The following is a 15,647-nucleotide window of genomic DNA, read 5'->3' as shown; positions in this document are numbered from 1 at the left end:
CACCTGGGCTATTTTCAATGCAAAACCCGTTCCGATTTGGGCGGGATCGGCGCCAGCGCAGAATTCCGTAGTTTTGCCAGCTGCGACCGCCATCGCGCGCAGCCGTCACGCGACAATCACACCGCGGGTTGCAGGAGCCCCGCCTTCAAACGCGCCGCAGGCCGGGCTTACTTCTTTTCCATCACGCATTGCAGCGGGTGCTGGTGCTTGCGGGCGAAATCCATCACCTGCGTCACCTTGGTCTCGGCGATCTCGTAGGTGAACACGCCGCACTCCCCGATGCCATGATGATGGACGTGCAGCATGATCTTGGTTGCGGCTTCGACGTCCTTGTTGAAGAACTTCTCCAGCACGTGAACGACGAACTCCATCGGCGTGTAGTCGTCGTTCAGGATCAGCACGCGGTACAGGTTCGGCCGCTTGGTCTTCGGCTTGACCTTGGTGATGACCGACGTGCTCGGACCCGAGGGAGTGCCCGGACGGTTGTCGTCATTGCTCATACGAGGCGCGTCGGCGGCGGCTGGCGCGGACAGATCAAGGCTGGAAGTCAATTGCAGCATGGCACAGGCGTTCAAATTCCCCACGGAAGCGAATGGCGGTCACTGCGCGACCCCTCCTTCGGAGCCTGGCGCAGGCGCGCCGCCTTGGATCGCCGCTCCCGACAAATCCGGTTCAGGCCGGATCGCTCGCCAGCAATATGGCCCTGCCCCCGGCCCGCCGCAAGCACGCGGGGGTCCGGCCCATGCGGTCGCAGCAGTCCCGATTCCCAGTCCGGGCGATCCTGATGAGGTTAATCAATCCGGAGCGATTTGACAAAAATTTCCGCCCGGCACGCTTAGAACATGTTGACCAGGAACCCGGCCGTTAGCCCGCACGGGACGGTTTTCGGCAGAAGGCTCCGGTTTTCTACGGTCCAATTTACCTGCCATTCAATGACGTAGCGCGAAATCGGGCAAAACACCGATTTCGGGGATCGTCATGTCTGGTCTGCCCCTCGTCAGCCGCCTTGGTCGACAACTCGCCCGTTTCGCAGCGGCCGAGCAAGGCAATATCGCTGTGATCTTCGCCATTGCGCTCGTTCCGGTGCTGAGCTTTGTCGGCGCGGCGATCGACTATAGCCGCGCGGCCCAGGCGCGCACCGCGATGCAGTCAGCCCTCGATTCCACCGCGCTGATGCTTTCCAGGGATCTGTCGGCCGGCACCATCACGACGTCACAGATATCCACCAAAGCGCAAACCTATTTCAACGCCCTGTTCACGGACACCAAGACCCTGCCGTCGGTTAGCGTCGGCGCCACCTATAACTCGAGCACCAGCATCGGCTCGACGATCCAGCTGACCGGAACCGGCACCTACACGACCAGCTTCATGAAGATCGCCGGCTTCCCGACGCTCGACGTCGGCACCTCATCCACCAGCGCCTGGGGCCTGACGCGCATGCGCGTGGCCTTGGTGCTCGACGTCACGGGATCGATGGCGTCCGACGGCAAGATGCCGGCGATGCAGACGGCCGCGAAGAACCTGGTCGATCAACTCAGCGCGCTCGCGAAGACCAACGGCGACGTCTACATCTCGATCGTGCCGTTTTCCAAGGACGTCAACGTCGGCAGCAGCAACTATGACAAGTCCTGGATCGACTGGAGCGACTGGGAAGCGGTGAATGGCAGCTGCAGCGACAATTCGTACAAACAACAGTCAAGCTGCGTGAGTGCCGGCAAGACCTGGACGCCGAAGAACCACAACAAGTGGACCGGCTGCATCACTGACCGCGACCAGGACTACGATACCAAGAACACGACTCCGGTGAGCAGCAATTCCGCGACGCTTTTCCCGGCCGAGCAATATTCCTACTGCAACTCCAGCAATTCGGCATACATCCAGCCCGTCATGCCGCTCAGCTACGATTGGACCGCGCTCAAGTCTCTGATCGACAATCTGGTTCCGACCGGCAACACCAACCAGGGCATCGGCCTTGCCTGGGGCTGGATGACACTGTCGACGGGCGAGCCCATGAATGCTCCGGCCAAAGACACGAACTACACCTACAAGGACGCGATCGTCCTGCTCTCCGACGGTCTCAACACACAAAACCGCTGGTACAGCGGCGCTTCGCAGATCGACGACCGACAGAAGCTGCTCTGCGACAACGCCAAAGCCCAGCCCAACAACATCACGATCTACACGGTGCAGGTGAACACCGGCAGCGATCCGACCTCGAGCGTGCTGCAATATTGCGCCAGCAGCAGCGACAAGTTCTATCTGGTCACCTCGGCAAGCCAGACCGTATCGGTGTTCAAGGATATCGGCACGTCACTGTCGAAGCTGCGCGTCGCACGCTGACGGGTCCCATCGCCCACAATAAAAAGCCCGGCTGTTCAGCCGGGCTTTTCGATTCCAGGATGTCTCGAGACGTTACTGGGCGGCCGGGGTGAACTTCGACACCATGGTCTCGACCGGCTTGAACGCCTGCTTGGCGAGGTCGCTGTAGAGGCCGGCGATCTTCTGCGATTCCGCAACGAAGGTTTCGTAGGCGGAACGGGCAAAATCGGTCTGCGCTTCCATCGCCTTGTCCAGCGACTTCACGCCGGAAAGCTTCTCGACGAAGGACTTGGTGTCTTCGAACGACTTCTTCGTGTAGTCGCCATAGGCGCTGGCGATCGCCTGGATGCCATGCTGCACCGAGGTCGCGGAGGCAACGCACTGCTCGAACTGCTCTTTCCCGTAGTTCTGGAAGTCTTCAACCTTGAACATTTCGGATCCTTTTCCCTGGCTCGCGTCGGGAAGCCCCGGCTCCCTGACTCCGCCCAAAATTAGTGCAACGCACAAAAAAGTCAAGAATCTTGTGCGTCGCACAAAACCGGGGGCAAATTGCAGAGAATTCCCGGGGTTTCCCGCAAGGGTTCCTTAAGCTTTTGGAAACCGGCCCACCCTACTTTGATTCCCTGGACGTGTTCACTTCCGCGAGCGGCCAAAGCCGTTTGAGAACATCACCTTAGCCAGAACAGCGGCTCGGGTCCAACGTCCCCCGCGGCGAACACCAGCGGAGGGACAGCCTGAGCAGGTAATGATCCCGGGTCCGTTGGGCACAATTTCGCCTCACGAGCCGGTGATCAAGTCAGAAACGGGGACGGGGTTCCATGCTTCGTAAAAACTTGTCTTCCTCGCGCTTGGCGCGGGTTGGCGTTTTCGGGCTTCTTACGGTCACCACCGCAGTCATCTTCACCACCGACGCAGCCGAGGCGCGGCGCCATCGTCGACACTATGCGCACCACCGGGTGCAGCGCGATGTGTCCGAGAGCTCCAGCCCGAAATTCGCGTCCATCATCGTCGACGGCAATTCCGGCGCGGTGCTCCAGGCGACAAGCCCTGACGGAATCCGCCATCCGGCGTCGCTGACCAAGATCATGACGCTCTATCTGCTGTTCGAGCGTCTCGAATCCGGCAGGATGAAGCTCGACACCGAGATGCCGGTGTCCAAGCACGCCGCCGACCAGGATCCGACCAAGCTTAATCTGCGTGCCGGCCAGACCATTCGCGTCGAAGACGCAATCAAGGGCCTCGTCACCCGCTCTGCCAACGACGCAGCCGTGGTAATCGCGGAAGCGATCGCCGGAGATGAAGACGACTTCGCCCAGATGATGACGCGGAAGGCGCGCTCGCTCGGCATGTCCAAGACGGTCTACCGCAACGCCAACGGCCTCCCCAACGACGAGCAGGTCACGACCGCGCGCGACCAGGCCACGCTGGGTCGCGCCATTCAGGAGCGCTTCCCCCGCTACTATCGCTATTTCGCGACCTCGACGTTCAATTGGCGCGGACAGTCGATCCGCAACCACAATCACCTGCTCGGCAGCGTCGAGGGCGTGGACGGCATCAAGACCGGCTACACCCGCGCCTCCGGCTTCAACCTCGTCAGCTCGATGCGGCGCGGCAACCGCCACCTGATCGGCGTGGTGCTCGGCGGCCGCAGCGGCGGCTCGCGCGACGCCATCATGCGCAACCTGCTCGCGGAGAACCTCGAAAAGGGCGCGACCGTCCGCACCGTCGTCGCAGTCACGGAGCGCAACGGCGCTGAAGCCAACACCGATGTCGCCGATGCCTCGGACATGCCGGCACGTCCCGCCCCGCAGGTCCAGGCCCCTGCTCCCGAAGCTGCCCCCTCGCGCCTCGCCGCGCGCCTGTCGACGCTGGCCGCAGCGACTGCGGCGATGCCGCCCGCTCAGCCCAAACCCGAAGTTCGGCCGACGGAGTCCAAGGTGGAGCCGGCGCCGCTCACCAATGGCGTGATCTCGAGCCAGCCGCTCTCCATCATCCCCGGCTCGTCCGAGCCGATGAAGCCGGTTCGGGTCAAGACGGTTCAGGTCAAGGCCGGCGCCGTGAAGGTCGCCTCCGCGGCTCCGGCTCAGGTCGTTGCGCCGCCGGTCACCAGCACCGTCCCGCCCCGTTCCGACGTCGCGGAAACCTCCGGCGCCGTCGTCGCCAGGGCAGATCTCATCAACAAGCCGGAGGCGGTGAGCCAGCCGGAAGCGCCGAAGGCCGAGATGGCCCGCACCGAACTGCCGCGTCAGCCGGCCGGCTTCGGCACCGGTAACGGCATCCTCGGCGTGCTCCCGGCCGCAACCGCTGCCGCGCCCGCTCCCGCCGCTCCGAAGCTCGCGTCCGCCGACCCGGCGCCGCAGCCGATGCAGATGAGCGCGACCACGAAGCCCGCCGTCACCCACAGCGGCTGGATCGTCCAGGTCGGCGCGCTCGAGAGCGAGAACGAAGCTCAGCAGCGCATCGACGCGGCCCGCAACTCGGCCCGCGGCCTGCTCAGCAAGGCTGACCCGTTCACCGAGCCCGTCGTCGCCAAGGACAATCGCAAGCTCTACCGCGCCCGCTTCGCCGGGCTCGAGCGCGACCAGGCCGAAGCCGTCTGCCGCACCTTGAAGCGCGCCGAGATCTCCTGCATCACCGTTCGCAATTGATCTCCTTCTCCGCTCCAAATCAAAAATGCCCGCGCCTTGCGCGGGCATTTTCGTTTTGGTGAGGCGGTAACGCCGAGGCTGTTCAGGACGAGGCTGTTCCACGACAACCTCTCGTCAAGGATTTACGGTTAAAACTTTGCTCAAGGGATCGACCACGCCGACAATGGCGGGCGACGGCAGACAGAGCAAACGGAGCTCACGCGGTACGGGCGTTTGTAGCGTAGTGCCGGAGTTAGCCGTTATGCGTGCGAAGCAGAGTATCCTTGGCCTCGTTTACCCGGGCAGCGAGATACGTCGAGCCCCCTTGGTCGGGATGGAGTTTCTTCATCAGGGACTTGTGGGCCCGGCTGATGTCGTCGCGCCCCGCTCCCGGCTGCAAGCCAAGGATCTGATAGGCTTCCTCCGCCGTCATTTTGCCGCTCGCCGCCGTGCGGCGCTGCCGCCCTGCCGCATCGCCCTGCGCGTTCTGACGCCAAGCGGGAAACCGGCGGTCCAGATAGCTTTCAAGTAAGGCCACGCTCTCGGCGTCAAACGTCGGGACTATTGCGAGCAAGCCGGCGAGATCGAACTCATCGAGACTGCGCCCGGCGTGAGGCCCCGCGACGATCTGGCCGGAAAGCTGGCCGGAATCGTGGTCCAGCCGCATGTCCAGGAATTGCGAGCGCACCCGCGACGCCTGCCCGGACGGGCGCGTCGCACCGCCGCCGAACAGCCCGCCGACATTGCCGAAGCCGGCATTCGCCAATGGCGTCCAGCCGAGCAGCCCGGCGCCGAAAATTCCGAGCGGGATCGCAACCGCCAGCTCGCCCCGCAAGCCGGTGAAGGCCGCAACCGCCAGCGCCAGCACGCCGCCGCCGAATTTGATGGTGCGCGCCAGCACCGCCGGATTGGCGGAGCGGAACGTCTGGAGCAGCAGGTAAAGCGTGATAACGGCGACAGCGCCGGCGATCAGGGTCATGGCCGGAATATAGTCGTCCTCTTGTCAAAAAGCATGGCGTCCACCGCCGCATGCCGCGCCGCCCCGACCGCTACTTCATCTGGCTGATCAGCTTCGCCGCGCCGCTCACGCTTCCAGCCAGTTTCAGCAGCGCCTCGCGTCCGCCGGCGGCATAGGCCGCAGCGGCCCGCAACAGCTCGCGCAGCTGCGCCGCCGCACCCGGATCGAACCGGCACCAGGCACCGCCCGTCAGGCGCGCGATCTCGCGGAAGGCCTGTTCGGCGACCGCGTCATGGCCTTCCTGAAACACGAATACGGGCACCTTGAGCATGCCGAGCTCGCCGGCCTTGGCGGAGAGCTCGTCGATGTCTTCCTCCATGGCATCGCCGACGAAGACCACGGCCCGCACGCCGGATGCGACTGCCTCGCGCCTGGCCTCGCTCAGCACCTTGCCGATCTGGGTATCGCCGCCGCGGCAATCGATCTTGCCCATCAGTGTCGCCAGCCTGGCGCTGTCGGAAATCCAACCCGTGGCACGGCACTCGTTGAAGCCGCGATAGTAGACCAGCCGGATGTCGAGACTGCCGAGCGCCGCGGTCTCGCGAAACATGTCGGCCTGGAGCGCGCACGCCATGTCCCAGGTCGGCTGCCGGCTCATCGTCGCATCCAGTGCGAAGATCAGCCGTCCCCTCGCGCCCGGCGCATGCGGCGAGAGCGCCCGCGCCTTGGCGACGAACGCGGCGATGTCTTCCGAGGTTGAGGTTTTCGCTTGCGGCAATGCGCCGTCTGCTTGCGCCGAGACGGCATCGCGGCCGCGCGGTTTGATGGGTTCGCCCGACATCGCAGCTACACCTTGCGTCAGCAGCTAATGTGGTCAGCACATGCGGCCCGGTCAATGCGCAAAGCCTCCGCGGGCGGGCGCCGGCGGAGGCTTCGACGATTGGTGCAACCGAGCTGACGTCAGCTCGGTCAGCTCTTGTGGCCTAGCTGCTGTCGGTCAGCTGCTGTCAGTCAGCTTTTGGCGGGTGCCATCAGAGCGACAGGGCCCGGCTCGAGGATCTTGGGCGGGGCCGATTGCGTGTCGACCGGCGCGATCTCGCTGTCCGTCGTGCTCAGGAACTTGTCGAGCATGCTCTGGATCGAGCTTTTCGCCACATCAGGACCGGTATCGCGCATGTCGTTGTGCTGGAATTCGGTCTTCACGACCTGAATGCCCGCCTTCTCGCATTCCTCGTCGGTGGGAATCACACCGGCGTCGGCCTTGAACTGCGGATCTTGGGAGCGGAACGACAGGATCTTGAACTTGCCGGCAGTGACGAAGGGCACGCGCAGATTGTCGAGCGTGACGACCTTCTTGACCTCGTCCGGATATTGCTTGGCGAAGTACATGGTGATGTCGCCGCCCATGGAATGGCCGACCATCGTCACCTTGTCGTAGTCGGCGTTGGCCTGAACCTTCTTCATCTCCTGCATGGCGAGATGGATGTTGGCGACGCCACGCAGAATTTGCGGCAGCCGGCCGACATAGAGCTCGCCGGGCTTCGTGACCATCGGAGGATCAGTCGGCAGATCGTGCTGCGGGCTTACGACCATGTAGCCGCGCGCAGCGAAGGCGTTGGCGAGGAAGCCGTACTCGGTGTTCTTGACGGTGTTGCCGTGATTGATCACTGCGACGGGCAGCTTGATCATGCCGGCATTGGCCTGCATTTCCTTGTCGCGCCGCACCGCGATGGAGACGGGCACCGGACGGTTGTCGCGAGAGGCGTCGTAGAATGTGATGGTCTCGTGTTTGATCGCCCACTTGCTCGCCGTGAAATAGGCGATGCCGCAGAGGGCACTGACCGAAACCAGAACGGCAATTCCACGCTTCATTTTCGTCCTCAGCCTCAGGCCTAAGCGGCCTGAATCCCTGTTGAAAATCGTGTTCTTCCGGGGCTCTTCGTCCCCTTGTCGCCTATTCCCTAATATATGTCACAGCAGCGTGACAGGAAGGCTAAATGTTGTGAACCGGCAGCCCTTTCATTGTGCGTCGCACTCGTTTCGTAAGCACCCCATTCTCATACCGCTACGTCAGCGTGCAGGTCCCTATTCGACGCAACCGGTCTCGATCGGGTTCGACTTCGCAGTAAATGCAGGGTGAAAACGCGCGCGGCGCCGCCCGGGTTCCCGCGCCAGCCGACAGACTCGGATCGGTCGGGAGTAACGATATACCGCGACGTCAGGCGCCGAGGATATCGTGGACCTCGAGCGGCTTGTCGACCTGGCTGAACCACTCGGCCCGGTTGGCCGCGCGGCGGCGGCCGCGCTCGTCGAGCGGGAGCTTGAGCTGGCGGAGCAGGCTCGTCACCTCCTCCCGCGCTGTGAGATGGCCGAGATTGGGCCGCATGCCGAGTGTGGCCTCGTCGATCTCGTCCAGGGCGGTCAGCCCGCGCGGGAAGAATTCGCGGTAGACGACGCGCTCGGCGAAGCCGTCGACGTAGCGGAAGCCAAGCCGCAGCGACAGATCCTTCAGGCCCTCGGCGACGAGCTGCTTGTTGCGCGAGCCGAGCATGGACAGGCGGTTGCGCACGAAGATCCAGTCGGTGGTGGCGCCGTCGAGCTGGCGTCGCTTGCGCCTGACATCACGCACCATCTCGGCATAGTGGCTCTCGCCCGTCACCGCGTAAGTCGCGGGATCGACCGTGCCGAGCACGTCGAAATCGAGGAAGCTGTCGTTGATCGGCGTGACCAGGGTATCGGCCATCGAATGCGCGAGCCGCATCAGATAGCTGTCGGTGCCGGGCGTATCGATGACGATGAAGTCGAAGCTGCTCTCGACCGCCGAGACGGCTTCCATGAACTGCTGGAACTCGGAATTCTCATTCTCGGCAATCTGCATGGTCTCGCCGAGCTTGATGCAGCGATGCACCGGAAGCTCGAGATCGAGCTTGGTACGCTGGGCCCAGGCAGACCGGTTGCCGATGTAGCGCGTGAAGCTCTGTTGGCGGCAGTCGAGGTCGATGGTGGCGACGCGCTGACCAGCCTTCAGGAGTGCAACGGCGATGTGCAAGGCGGTGGTCGATTTGCCGGAGCCGCCCTTCTCGTTGCCGAGCACGACCACATGCGCCGAGCCGGATTGGCCTTGGCTAGCCTGCACAAGCATGGTGATCCTCAACGCCCCTGGCGAATATCTTCGAGTTGACCGCGTCAGCGGTCAAGTGAAATGCGTGACAGGTAATGCAAATTGCAATGCGCCGTTCTCACGATGTATCGCGGCGCCGTCTTTCGTCTGTGATCCAGCCCACAATGTCGCGACGTTTTGCGCGGCCTTGCGCGGGATGCTGTGCCGCATCCGGATGCATAGCGTCCACGATCTCCGCTTGTTAAGGTTAGCTGGCCGGGCGCGAGGCCCGCACCTGCGCCGCTTTCCAATCCGTCGAGTCCCGATGTCAGCACGCCCATTGATCGCTCGCACGGTCCCTGCCCTGCGACGCGCCGTCGACGATCTCCGCAAGCGAAAGGCCACGATCGCGCTGGTCCCGACCATGGGGGCGCTCCATGACGGGCATGTGTCGCTGGTTCGCCTCGCCAGGCGGCGCGCCAGCCGCGTCGTGGTGTCGATCTTCGTCAACCCGACCCAGTTCGCCCCGACCGAGGATTTCGGCGCCTATCCGCGCACCTGGAAGGCCGACATCGCCAAGCTCGCGGCCGAGGACGTCGATATCGTCTGGAATCCCGGCGTCGCGGCCATGTATCCGGAAGGCTTTGCCACCCGCATCGTGCCGGAGGGGCCGGCGCTCGCCGGCCTCGAGGACCGCTTCCGTCCGCACTTCTTCGGCGGCGTTGCCACCGTCGTCGGCAAGCTGTTCACGCAGTGCCGGCCGGATGTCGCGATCTTCGGCGAAAAGGATTTCCAGCAATTGCGGGTGGTGACGCAGATGGCGCGCGACCTCGACCTCGGCGTCAAGGTGATCGGCTCCCGCACCGTGCGCGAGCGCGACGGACTCGCGATGTCCTCGCGCAACGTCTACCTCTCGCCCGAGGAGCGCCAGGCCGCCACCGTTCTCTACCGCGCCATGAAAGAGAGCGCCGGGCGCATCCGTGCCGGCGATGCGATTGCGCCGGCGATGGCGGGCGGCGCCGCGATGATCAAGTCGGCCGGCCTTGCGCTCGACTATTTCGAGTTGCGCCACGCCGAGACGTTGGCAAAGGTTACCTCGCGCAAGGACGGCCCGTTGCGGATCCTGGTCGCGGCCAAGCTCGGCACCACCCGGCTGATCGACAATATCGCGGTTTAGAGCAGCCCGAGGTCACGCAGCTCGCGCCGCATCGGTTCCGGCATCGCCGCAATCGAGCCGGCCGCGGACTTGCCGAGATCGGACGGTACCGAATCATCAGTCAGATAACGCCAGCCCTGGAACGGGCGCATCGGCCGCGGCGACACCGAGATCACCTTCGGCTGCATCACGATGCGGCAGCGCCCGATGCCATCCTTGTCGCGGAACGGCTCGATGGCGATGATCTTTTCGCGCGCGGCGATCTCGCCCTTGATCACCCAGTAGAGCGAACCGCCGGCGAGGATCTCGGCGTCGCGCTTGGGGACCATGCGGGTGATGTGGATGTGATGTTGCGGCAGACCCTTCTTTTTGGCGGTCTGCATCCGTTCGGCCACCCACTCCTTCAATTCCTTGACGGAGTCGCAGCCGACGGCGAGCTTGATCAGATGGAGTGGCATGCCCAAGCATTAGCCGGGCAGCCGCGCATTTGGAATGCCGATCTACTCGTTATCCGCAGGCGCGGGAGCAGCCGTCGAGGCCGGCGGCGGCGCGAGCGGAACCGGCGTGGCAGGCGCACGTGCAGCCTTTTGGGCCGGCGGTTTTTTCGCGGCCGGCGGGCTTGATGCCGCAGGCGCGGCGGCCTGTGCGGAGGCTGCGGCCGGCGCACGCGGTGCCGCCGCCGCATTCGCGGCCGGCGCGGCCTGGCGCGTCGCCGCCGTGGGCTCCGGATTCATGATGCTCACCGGCGGCGTCGAGGACGCGCTCGGGAACTCGGCATTGGTCGGCTTGCCCGTCGGCACCGACGGCGGCAGTCCGGCGAGCGCGGCGTTGGCCGCCATCGCCGGCGCTGCAGCGGGCGCGTTCCAGGTCGGCGCATAGCGCGCCACCAGCGTGTCGTAGAGATGGGAGTCCATGTTGGCGGCGACCTGCTGCTGGTCGGTCAGCGAGCGGAACGCGGCACAATCGAACTGCGTGCAGCCATCGCGTGCCACCAGCACATGCGCAACGAGGCCGTAGCGATCGCGCTCGAGTGACCTGCGCAGCGCCTTCATGTCGAGTGTCAGGCTCTTCTCGGCCGTGGCGGCGTCGCCGAGTGCGGTCAGCCGGTCGATCCTGGCCGCCGTGGAGGAGACTGCCGCAGCCGCAGCATCAGGCGCGCCGAACAGCGCCTTCTCGCAGCCGGCGGCGACGACATCGCCAGCGAAATCGTCGAGACAGGACAGCGCAGGCATGCTCGCCGTCACCACAGCTTGCGCGCGCGCCTCGGCCGGAGCGGACGACGCCTCCGGTCCATAGAGACGCATCGTGGCTGCACCGGCGATCACGATGGATAGCAGGGTGATGACGGTCAGCGCCCCGTTGGCGACGGATCTGTCGGCGCGCAGCAGCGTGATCAGGAGGATCAATCCGAAGAATCCGGCAGCCGCCAGCGTCATCCACATCGGGAAGGCCGGCGAACGCCAGATTTGGTCGAGCGAAGTGGCCCATGCCCAGTTCATGCGCGACGTCCCCTCACGCGAGCAAAGAGCGGATGGTCAAGCGAGCACCGCGAGTCGGCGACTGCCCCCGGCTCACCTTGTGAAGGCGAAGCGGGCCTTTTGACGGCGGCAGAATACAATCCCCGGGAGGCGCCTATGCGCTGACGGCGTCGGCGTTCAGGAGAGCGCGAGCTGGCTTTCCTTGGCAACGCGCTCGAAGGCTTCGGTCGAGCTTTTGATCCGGTACTGGCAGTCGTCGCCGTCGGTCGGAAGCAGACGGATAACCTCATACGCGCCGCTCGCAGCCGGACGCGCGACATTGCTGGCCGTGAACAGGACGCGCGTTCCCACGGGGAATTTGTGCTTCAACACCCTCTCCATCACTCAAACAGCGCCGCCTCGCCCAGTGTCCCACTGCGATGGCGGCCGGAAACCCGGGCCGCTGTATAGCACGCGTCGCGCCGTTTTGGCCAGCGCCATGCCGGCATGGCACGCGCTCGGATTTTGCAGTCATTTCAGAATGATAGGAGACAGCCGGCGGGCCGATGGTACCGCCGGAGAGGCTCATTCCCCCCGGCATGTCGCAGGCGGTGTCGCAGCCCCCCGATCCCACGGCCCTCGCCCATTGCAACCCCGAGAGGCGGCCGGACGGCACGCGGCCGGCCGCCGCCGTCAGACCTTCCGGTCAGGCGTCCTCGAACTTGGCGATGACCAGCGTTTCGGCCAGCCCGTCGCGCGTCCATTCCTGGAACGCCGGCAGCGCCATCATCGTCTCCATGTAGGCCTTGGTGTCCGGCGCCACCTCGATCGCATAGGTGCGGAAGCGATGCACAACCGGGGCGTACATGGCGTCCGCGGCACCGAAGCGGCCGAACAGGAACGGCCCCTTCGCGCCATAGCGGGTACGGCACTCGCGCCAGAGCTCCTCGATGCGCGCGATGTTGGCCTTGGCGTCCGCCGACAGCGCCACGGGACCGATCGGCCGATGCAGATTCATGCCGCATTCGTTGCGCAGCGGCACGAATCCGGAATGCATCTCGGCGCACACCGAACGGGCATGCGCGCGCGCCGCGACATCGTCGGGCCACAGCTTCTTTTCCGGGTAACGCTCAGCGATGTATTCGATGATGGCGAGCGAATCCCACACCGTGACGTCGCCGTCGACCAGCACCGGCACCTTGCCGGCGCGGCTGAAGGACAGGATCTGCTCCTTGTCGGCGGGATCGTCGGTGTAGAGCGGGATCAGCGTCTCCACGAACGGGATGTCGTTGGCGCGGAGCGCGAGCCAGGGCCGCATCGACCATGACGAGTAGTTCTTGTTGCCGATCGCGAGCTTTAGCGCAGCCATGTCACTGTCCTTCATTAGTCCTGCGGTTGCAGCCGCTTTTAACGCCATCGCCTGCCGCCAATCAATCGTTGCTGCGTCCCGTCATGCGTGGCAATCGTTGCGATCCTTGCCAGGAGACGGACATGAGCAGGCATTGGGTCGACATTACCGCCGTCGGCTTCTTCATCATCGAATGGCTGGCCTATGCCCTGACGCTGGAGCACTCGGCCTATGCCCGCAACAGCCTGTCGGCGCGCATGAACCGCTATCGCGAGGTTTGGGTGCGCCGGCTGCTCGACCGCGACACGCGGATGGTCGACATGCAGATCATGGCCTCGCTGCAGAACGGCACGGCCTTCTTCGCCTCCACCAGCCTGTTCGCGCTCGGCGGCGCGCTGGCGCTGCTGCACGCCACCAACGACGCCATCACGATCCTGAGCAAGCTGCCGATGGACCTCAGCACCTCGCCGGCGATGTGGGAGCTGAAATGCGTCGGCCTCGTGCTGATCTGCGTCTACGCCTTCTTTAAATTCGCCTGGGCCTATCGCCTGTTCAACTATGTCGCGATCCTGTTCGGCGGCATGCCGCCGGCCTCGCAGCGCGACACGCCCGAGGCCGAAGCCCACGTCATCCGCACCTCGCGCCTATTCGAATCCGCCGGCCGGCACTTCAACCGCGGCCAGCGCGCCTTCTTCTTCGCGCTCGGCTATCTCGGCTGGTTCGTCAGTCCCTGGGTGCTGTTCGTGACCACGGCAGCCGTGGTGGTCGTGACCTGGCGACGGCAGTTCGCGTCCAGCGCCTGGGCCGCGATGGCACCGGAGGTGGTGGTGAATGGTGACGAGGGAATGAAGCGCGGGCATTGATCTCTCTTGTCCCGGACGCAATGCAGCGCGAAGCGCTGCTTCGCAGAGCCGGGACCCAGCGCCACACGGATTGCTCGGAGGCAACTACGAGACTACGCGCTACCCGCCAAAATCCCGCGGGCTGAACGGCAGGTCCAGCACCTTCCATTCCTCGTACAAATTGGCCGGCAGCATCTTGTAGGGCTGGCAGTTCTGCAGCGCGCTCGTCGCGGACTTGACGATGGCCACGCCCTTCGCGGACGGCGGCGCCGCGATCAGGATGGGCTCGCGCGCCAGCGTGCCGTCGGTGGCGAACACCGTGCGCAGCTTGACACGGACGTTGTCGGTCGGTGCGACCCCGGCCGGCAGCTTGGCGCAGGTACGCAAATGACGGCGAAGCTCCGCGATGACCTCGGACGGAAGCTTTGCAGCGATTGAATCGTTGGCATCGCCGCCGTCGTCCCTGGCGCCTTTCGGCTCGACCGGCAATTCGGGCGGCAGGCCCAGCATGACCCCGTACTTGATGGTGACGTCCGGCTGCGGGGCCTGATAGGCCGGCTGCGGCGCGGTCTGCGGTGGCGGCTGCGCGTTGGGTTCACGCTGCTTCGCGGCCTGAGAGGGTTGCGGCTGCTTCTGCTGCGGCTCGGGCGAGGCCTGCTGTGATGGTGCTGCCGCCTGCGGCTTGGCCGCGGGCTTCGATGCCTCGGCCTTGTCGGTGACGTCCGGCTTCGGCAGCTTCAGATCGGGAAGCGACTCCGGCGGCTTCGCCTCTTCCTTCTTCTCCTCGGCCTTGGCTTCCTCATGCTTCACCTGCTCCGGCGTGACGATGTCGACCGTGACAGTCTCGGGCGGCCGGCTCTGAAACGGACGGACCTCGCTGATCACGATGATCAGCGCCACCAGCGTCAGATGGGCGATTGCCGAAGCCGCGATGTCCGTCCGTATGATCTTCCGCAGTTCCATGGACCGATCTGGGGTTGCCGCCGTGGTCCTAGCATACCCCGGGTCCCTCTCAATCCCATTTCGGGGCGAAGCCAAAATCGGTTAGGCGTCCCCTCGGATGGGCGAGCGCGGCGATGCGGCTCATCTCATCTTCCGACAGCTCGAAATCGAAGATCTCGAGGTTTTCCGACAGGCGCTCGATGCGCGAGGTGCGCGGGATCGCAGCGGCATTCTGTTGCACCAGCCAGCGCAGGCAGACCTGCGCCGGCGTCTTGCGGTGGACGCGACCGATATCGGCCAGCGTCTGATCGGACTTGATGCGGCCCTTGGCGATCGGGCTGTAGGCGACGAGGGCAAGGCCATGCCGGTCGCAGGCCAACCTCACCTTCGCCTGGTCGAGATAGGGGTGATATTCGACCTGGTTGCAGACGAGCGGCTCCGCCGACAGCGCGACCGCCTGCTCGATCAACGCCACGGTGAAATTGGAGACGCCGATGTGGCGGGTCAGGCCCATCGTCTTCGCATGCGACAGCGCACCCAGCGTCTCCGCCAGCGGCACGTGGGGATTGGGCCAGTGCAACAGCAACAGATCGACCGAGGGAAGCCGCAGGCGGGCGAGGCTCTCCTTGACCGAGCGCTCGAGATCATAGGGCGCGAAATGGTTGGTCCAGACCTTGGTCGTGAGGAAGATGTCGTCGCGGCGCACGCCGGAGGCGCGCAAGCCGTCGCCGACCTCGCGCTCATTGTCGTAGACCTGCGCGGTGTCGATATGACGATAGCCGAGCCGTAGCGCCTGCTCGACCACGCGCGCGCAGGTGCGCCCTTCCAGCTCCCAGGTCCCGAGCCCGATCGCCGGGATCCTTGCGCCATTGGCCTCAACGAACAGCATGAGGAATCC

Annotated in this window: 16 protein-coding genes; 4 read left to right on the top strand and 12 right to left on the bottom strand. The window is 64.8% G+C overall.

Annotated features, from left to right (window positions below; genetic code table 11):
- Positions 1-167: 167 nt before the first annotated feature.
- Positions 168-500: an ATP-dependent Clp protease adapter ClpS gene (gene clpS, locus ACNJYA_RS16780; RefSeq protein WP_172783349.1), complete on the bottom strand. Its 333-nt coding sequence runs from the start codon at positions 498-500 to the stop codon at positions 168-170.
- A 478-nt stretch (positions 501-978) separates the two neighbouring features.
- On the opposite strand from clpS, the gene ACNJYA_RS16775 reads away from it, so the two are divergent.
- Entirely contained in the window at positions 979-2,340 is a 1,362-nt protein-coding gene (locus ACNJYA_RS16775; RefSeq protein ID WP_212255053.1) for a TadE/TadG family type IV pilus assembly protein, read from the top strand.
- Positions 2,341-2,412: 72 nt separating this feature from the next.
- Here the strand turns inward: ACNJYA_RS16775 and ACNJYA_RS16770 are convergent, their stop codons facing one another.
- Positions 2,413-2,751: a phasin family protein gene (locus ACNJYA_RS16770; RefSeq protein WP_212255052.1), complete on the bottom strand. Its 339-nt coding sequence runs from the start codon at positions 2,749-2,751 to the stop codon at positions 2,413-2,415.
- Between the two features lie 386 nt (positions 2,752-3,137).
- On the opposite strand from ACNJYA_RS16770, the gene ACNJYA_RS16765 reads away from it, so the two are divergent.
- Entirely contained in the window at positions 3,138-4,967 is a 1,830-nt protein-coding gene (locus ACNJYA_RS16765; protein WP_439366951.1) for a serine hydrolase, read from the top strand.
- A 232-nt stretch (positions 4,968-5,199) separates the two neighbouring features.
- Here ACNJYA_RS16765 and ACNJYA_RS16760 read toward each other — a convergent pair whose 3' ends face one another.
- The 4 genes from ACNJYA_RS16760 to ACNJYA_RS16745 form a co-directional block, all read right to left on the bottom strand.
- Positions 5,200-5,925, bottom strand: coding sequence for a DnaJ domain-containing protein (locus ACNJYA_RS16760; protein WP_172783345.1), 726 nt, complete (start codon positions 5,923-5,925; stop codon positions 5,200-5,202).
- 70 nt (positions 5,926-5,995) lie between these two features.
- Positions 5,996-6,745, bottom strand: a complete 750-nt coding sequence (locus tag ACNJYA_RS16755) for a VWA domain-containing protein (protein WP_260379454.1) — start codon at positions 6,743-6,745, stop codon at positions 5,996-5,998.
- A gap of 170 nt (positions 6,746-6,915) precedes the next feature.
- Positions 6,916-7,776 (bottom strand): alpha/beta fold hydrolase, encoded by an 861-nt coding sequence (locus ACNJYA_RS16750; protein WP_172783343.1) that lies wholly within the window; start codon positions 7,774-7,776, stop codon positions 6,916-6,918.
- A gap of 346 nt (positions 7,777-8,122) precedes the next feature.
- Positions 8,123-9,046, bottom strand: coding sequence for a division plane positioning ATPase MipZ (locus ACNJYA_RS16745; RefSeq protein WP_439403280.1), 924 nt, complete (start codon positions 9,044-9,046; stop codon positions 8,123-8,125).
- Positions 9,047-9,329: 283 nt separating this feature from the next.
- Here ACNJYA_RS16745 and panC point away from each other — a divergent pair, with 283 nt between their 5' ends.
- The gene (gene panC, locus ACNJYA_RS16740; protein WP_439403279.1) at positions 9,330-10,181 is read left to right on the top strand and encodes a pantoate--beta-alanine ligase; all 852 of its coding nucleotides are present in this window, start codon (positions 9,330-9,332) and stop codon (positions 10,179-10,181) included.
- Here the strand turns inward: panC and ACNJYA_RS16735 are convergent.
- The 4 genes from ACNJYA_RS16735 to ACNJYA_RS16720 form a co-directional block, all read right to left on the bottom strand.
- Complete coding sequence (locus tag ACNJYA_RS16735) at positions 10,178-10,618, bottom strand: DUF1489 family protein (protein ID WP_439403278.1); 441 nt, start codon at positions 10,616-10,618, stop codon at positions 10,178-10,180. The two genes, panC and ACNJYA_RS16735, sit on opposite strands and share 4 nt — an antisense overlap.
- A gap of 42 nt (positions 10,619-10,660) precedes the next feature.
- On the bottom strand, positions 10,661-11,659 hold the full coding sequence (locus ACNJYA_RS16730) for a hypothetical protein (protein WP_439403277.1): 999 nt from the start codon (positions 11,657-11,659) through the stop codon (positions 10,661-10,663).
- A 156-nt stretch (positions 11,660-11,815) separates the two neighbouring features.
- On the bottom strand, positions 11,816-12,019 hold the full coding sequence (locus ACNJYA_RS16725; protein WP_152033469.1) for a hypothetical protein: 204 nt from the start codon (positions 12,017-12,019) through the stop codon (positions 11,816-11,818).
- A gap of 304 nt (positions 12,020-12,323) precedes the next feature.
- Entirely contained in the window at positions 12,324-12,986 is a 663-nt protein-coding gene (locus ACNJYA_RS16720; protein WP_172783338.1) for a glutathione S-transferase family protein, read from the bottom strand.
- A 122-nt stretch (positions 12,987-13,108) separates the two neighbouring features.
- Between ACNJYA_RS16720 and ACNJYA_RS16715 the strand changes: the two genes are divergently transcribed.
- Positions 13,109-13,828, top strand: coding sequence for a DUF599 domain-containing protein (locus ACNJYA_RS16715; protein ID WP_172783337.1), 720 nt, complete (start codon positions 13,109-13,111; stop codon positions 13,826-13,828).
- Between the two features lie 99 nt (positions 13,829-13,927).
- On the opposite strand, the gene ACNJYA_RS16710 is transcribed toward ACNJYA_RS16715, so the two are convergent.
- Positions 13,928-14,770: a hypothetical protein gene (locus ACNJYA_RS16710; protein ID WP_212255045.1), complete on the bottom strand. Its 843-nt coding sequence runs from the start codon at positions 14,768-14,770 to the stop codon at positions 13,928-13,930.
- Positions 14,771-14,819: 49 nt separating this feature from the next.
- Complete coding sequence (locus ACNJYA_RS16705) at positions 14,820-15,638, bottom strand: aldo/keto reductase (RefSeq protein ID WP_439403276.1); 819 nt, start codon at positions 15,636-15,638, stop codon at positions 14,820-14,822.
- Positions 15,639-15,647 lie beyond the last annotated feature (9 nt).

The organism is Bradyrhizobium sp. BLXBL-01 (genome assembly GCF_051853025.1).
Taxonomy (GTDB): Bacteria; Pseudomonadota; Alphaproteobacteria; order Rhizobiales; family Xanthobacteraceae; genus Bradyrhizobium.
Note: the sequence above shows the minus strand (reverse complement) of the source record. Positions and strands in the feature narration are given on the sequence as shown.

What these genes read in the sequence shown, in the direction of transcription:
- clpS (WP_172783349.1), bottom strand. Translation starts at nt 500, where the DNA reads ATGAGCAATGACGACAACCGTCCGGGCACTCCCTCGGGTCCGAGCACG.
- ACNJYA_RS16775 (WP_212255053.1), top strand. Translation starts at nt 979, where the DNA reads ATGTCTGGTCTGCCCCTCGTCAGCCGCCTTGGTCGACAACTCGCCCGT.
- ACNJYA_RS16770 (WP_212255052.1), bottom strand. Translation starts at nt 2,751, where the DNA reads ATGTTCAAGGTTGAAGACTTCCAGAACTACGGGAAAGAGCAGTTCGAG.
- ACNJYA_RS16765 (WP_439366951.1), top strand. Translation starts at nt 3,138, where the DNA reads ATGCTTCGTAAAAACTTGTCTTCCTCGCGCTTGGCGCGGGTTGGCGTT.
- ACNJYA_RS16760 (WP_172783345.1), bottom strand. Translation starts at nt 5,925, where the DNA reads ATGACCCTGATCGCCGGCGCTGTCGCCGTTATCACGCTTTACCTGCTG.
- ACNJYA_RS16755 (WP_260379454.1), bottom strand. Translation starts at nt 6,745, where the DNA reads ATGTCGGGCGAACCCATCAAACCGCGCGGCCGCGATGCCGTCTCGGCG.
- ACNJYA_RS16750 (WP_172783343.1), bottom strand. Translation starts at nt 7,776, where the DNA reads ATGAAGCGTGGAATTGCCGTTCTGGTTTCGGTCAGTGCCCTCTGCGGC.
- ACNJYA_RS16745 (WP_439403280.1), bottom strand. Translation starts at nt 9,046, where the DNA reads ATGCTTGTGCAGGCTAGCCAAGGCCAATCCGGCTCGGCGCATGTGGTC.
- panC (WP_439403279.1), top strand. Translation starts at nt 9,330, where the DNA reads ATGTCAGCACGCCCATTGATCGCTCGCACGGTCCCTGCCCTGCGACGC.
- ACNJYA_RS16735 (WP_439403278.1), bottom strand. Translation starts at nt 10,618, where the DNA reads ATGCCACTCCATCTGATCAAGCTCGCCGTCGGCTGCGACTCCGTCAAG.
- ACNJYA_RS16730 (WP_439403277.1), bottom strand. Translation starts at nt 11,659, where the DNA reads ATGAACTGGGCATGGGCCACTTCGCTCGACCAAATCTGGCGTTCGCCG.
- ACNJYA_RS16725 (WP_152033469.1), bottom strand. Translation starts at nt 12,019, where the DNA reads ATGGAGAGGGTGTTGAAGCACAAATTCCCCGTGGGAACGCGCGTCCTG.
- ACNJYA_RS16720 (WP_172783338.1), bottom strand. Translation starts at nt 12,986, where the DNA reads ATGGCTGCGCTAAAGCTCGCGATCGGCAACAAGAACTACTCGTCATGG.
- ACNJYA_RS16715 (WP_172783337.1), top strand. Translation starts at nt 13,109, where the DNA reads ATGAGCAGGCATTGGGTCGACATTACCGCCGTCGGCTTCTTCATCATC.
- ACNJYA_RS16710 (WP_212255045.1), bottom strand. Translation starts at nt 14,770, where the DNA reads ATGGAACTGCGGAAGATCATACGGACGGACATCGCGGCTTCGGCAATC.
- ACNJYA_RS16705 (WP_439403276.1), bottom strand. Translation starts at nt 15,638, where the DNA reads ATGCTGTTCGTTGAGGCCAATGGCGCAAGGATCCCGGCGATCGGGCTC.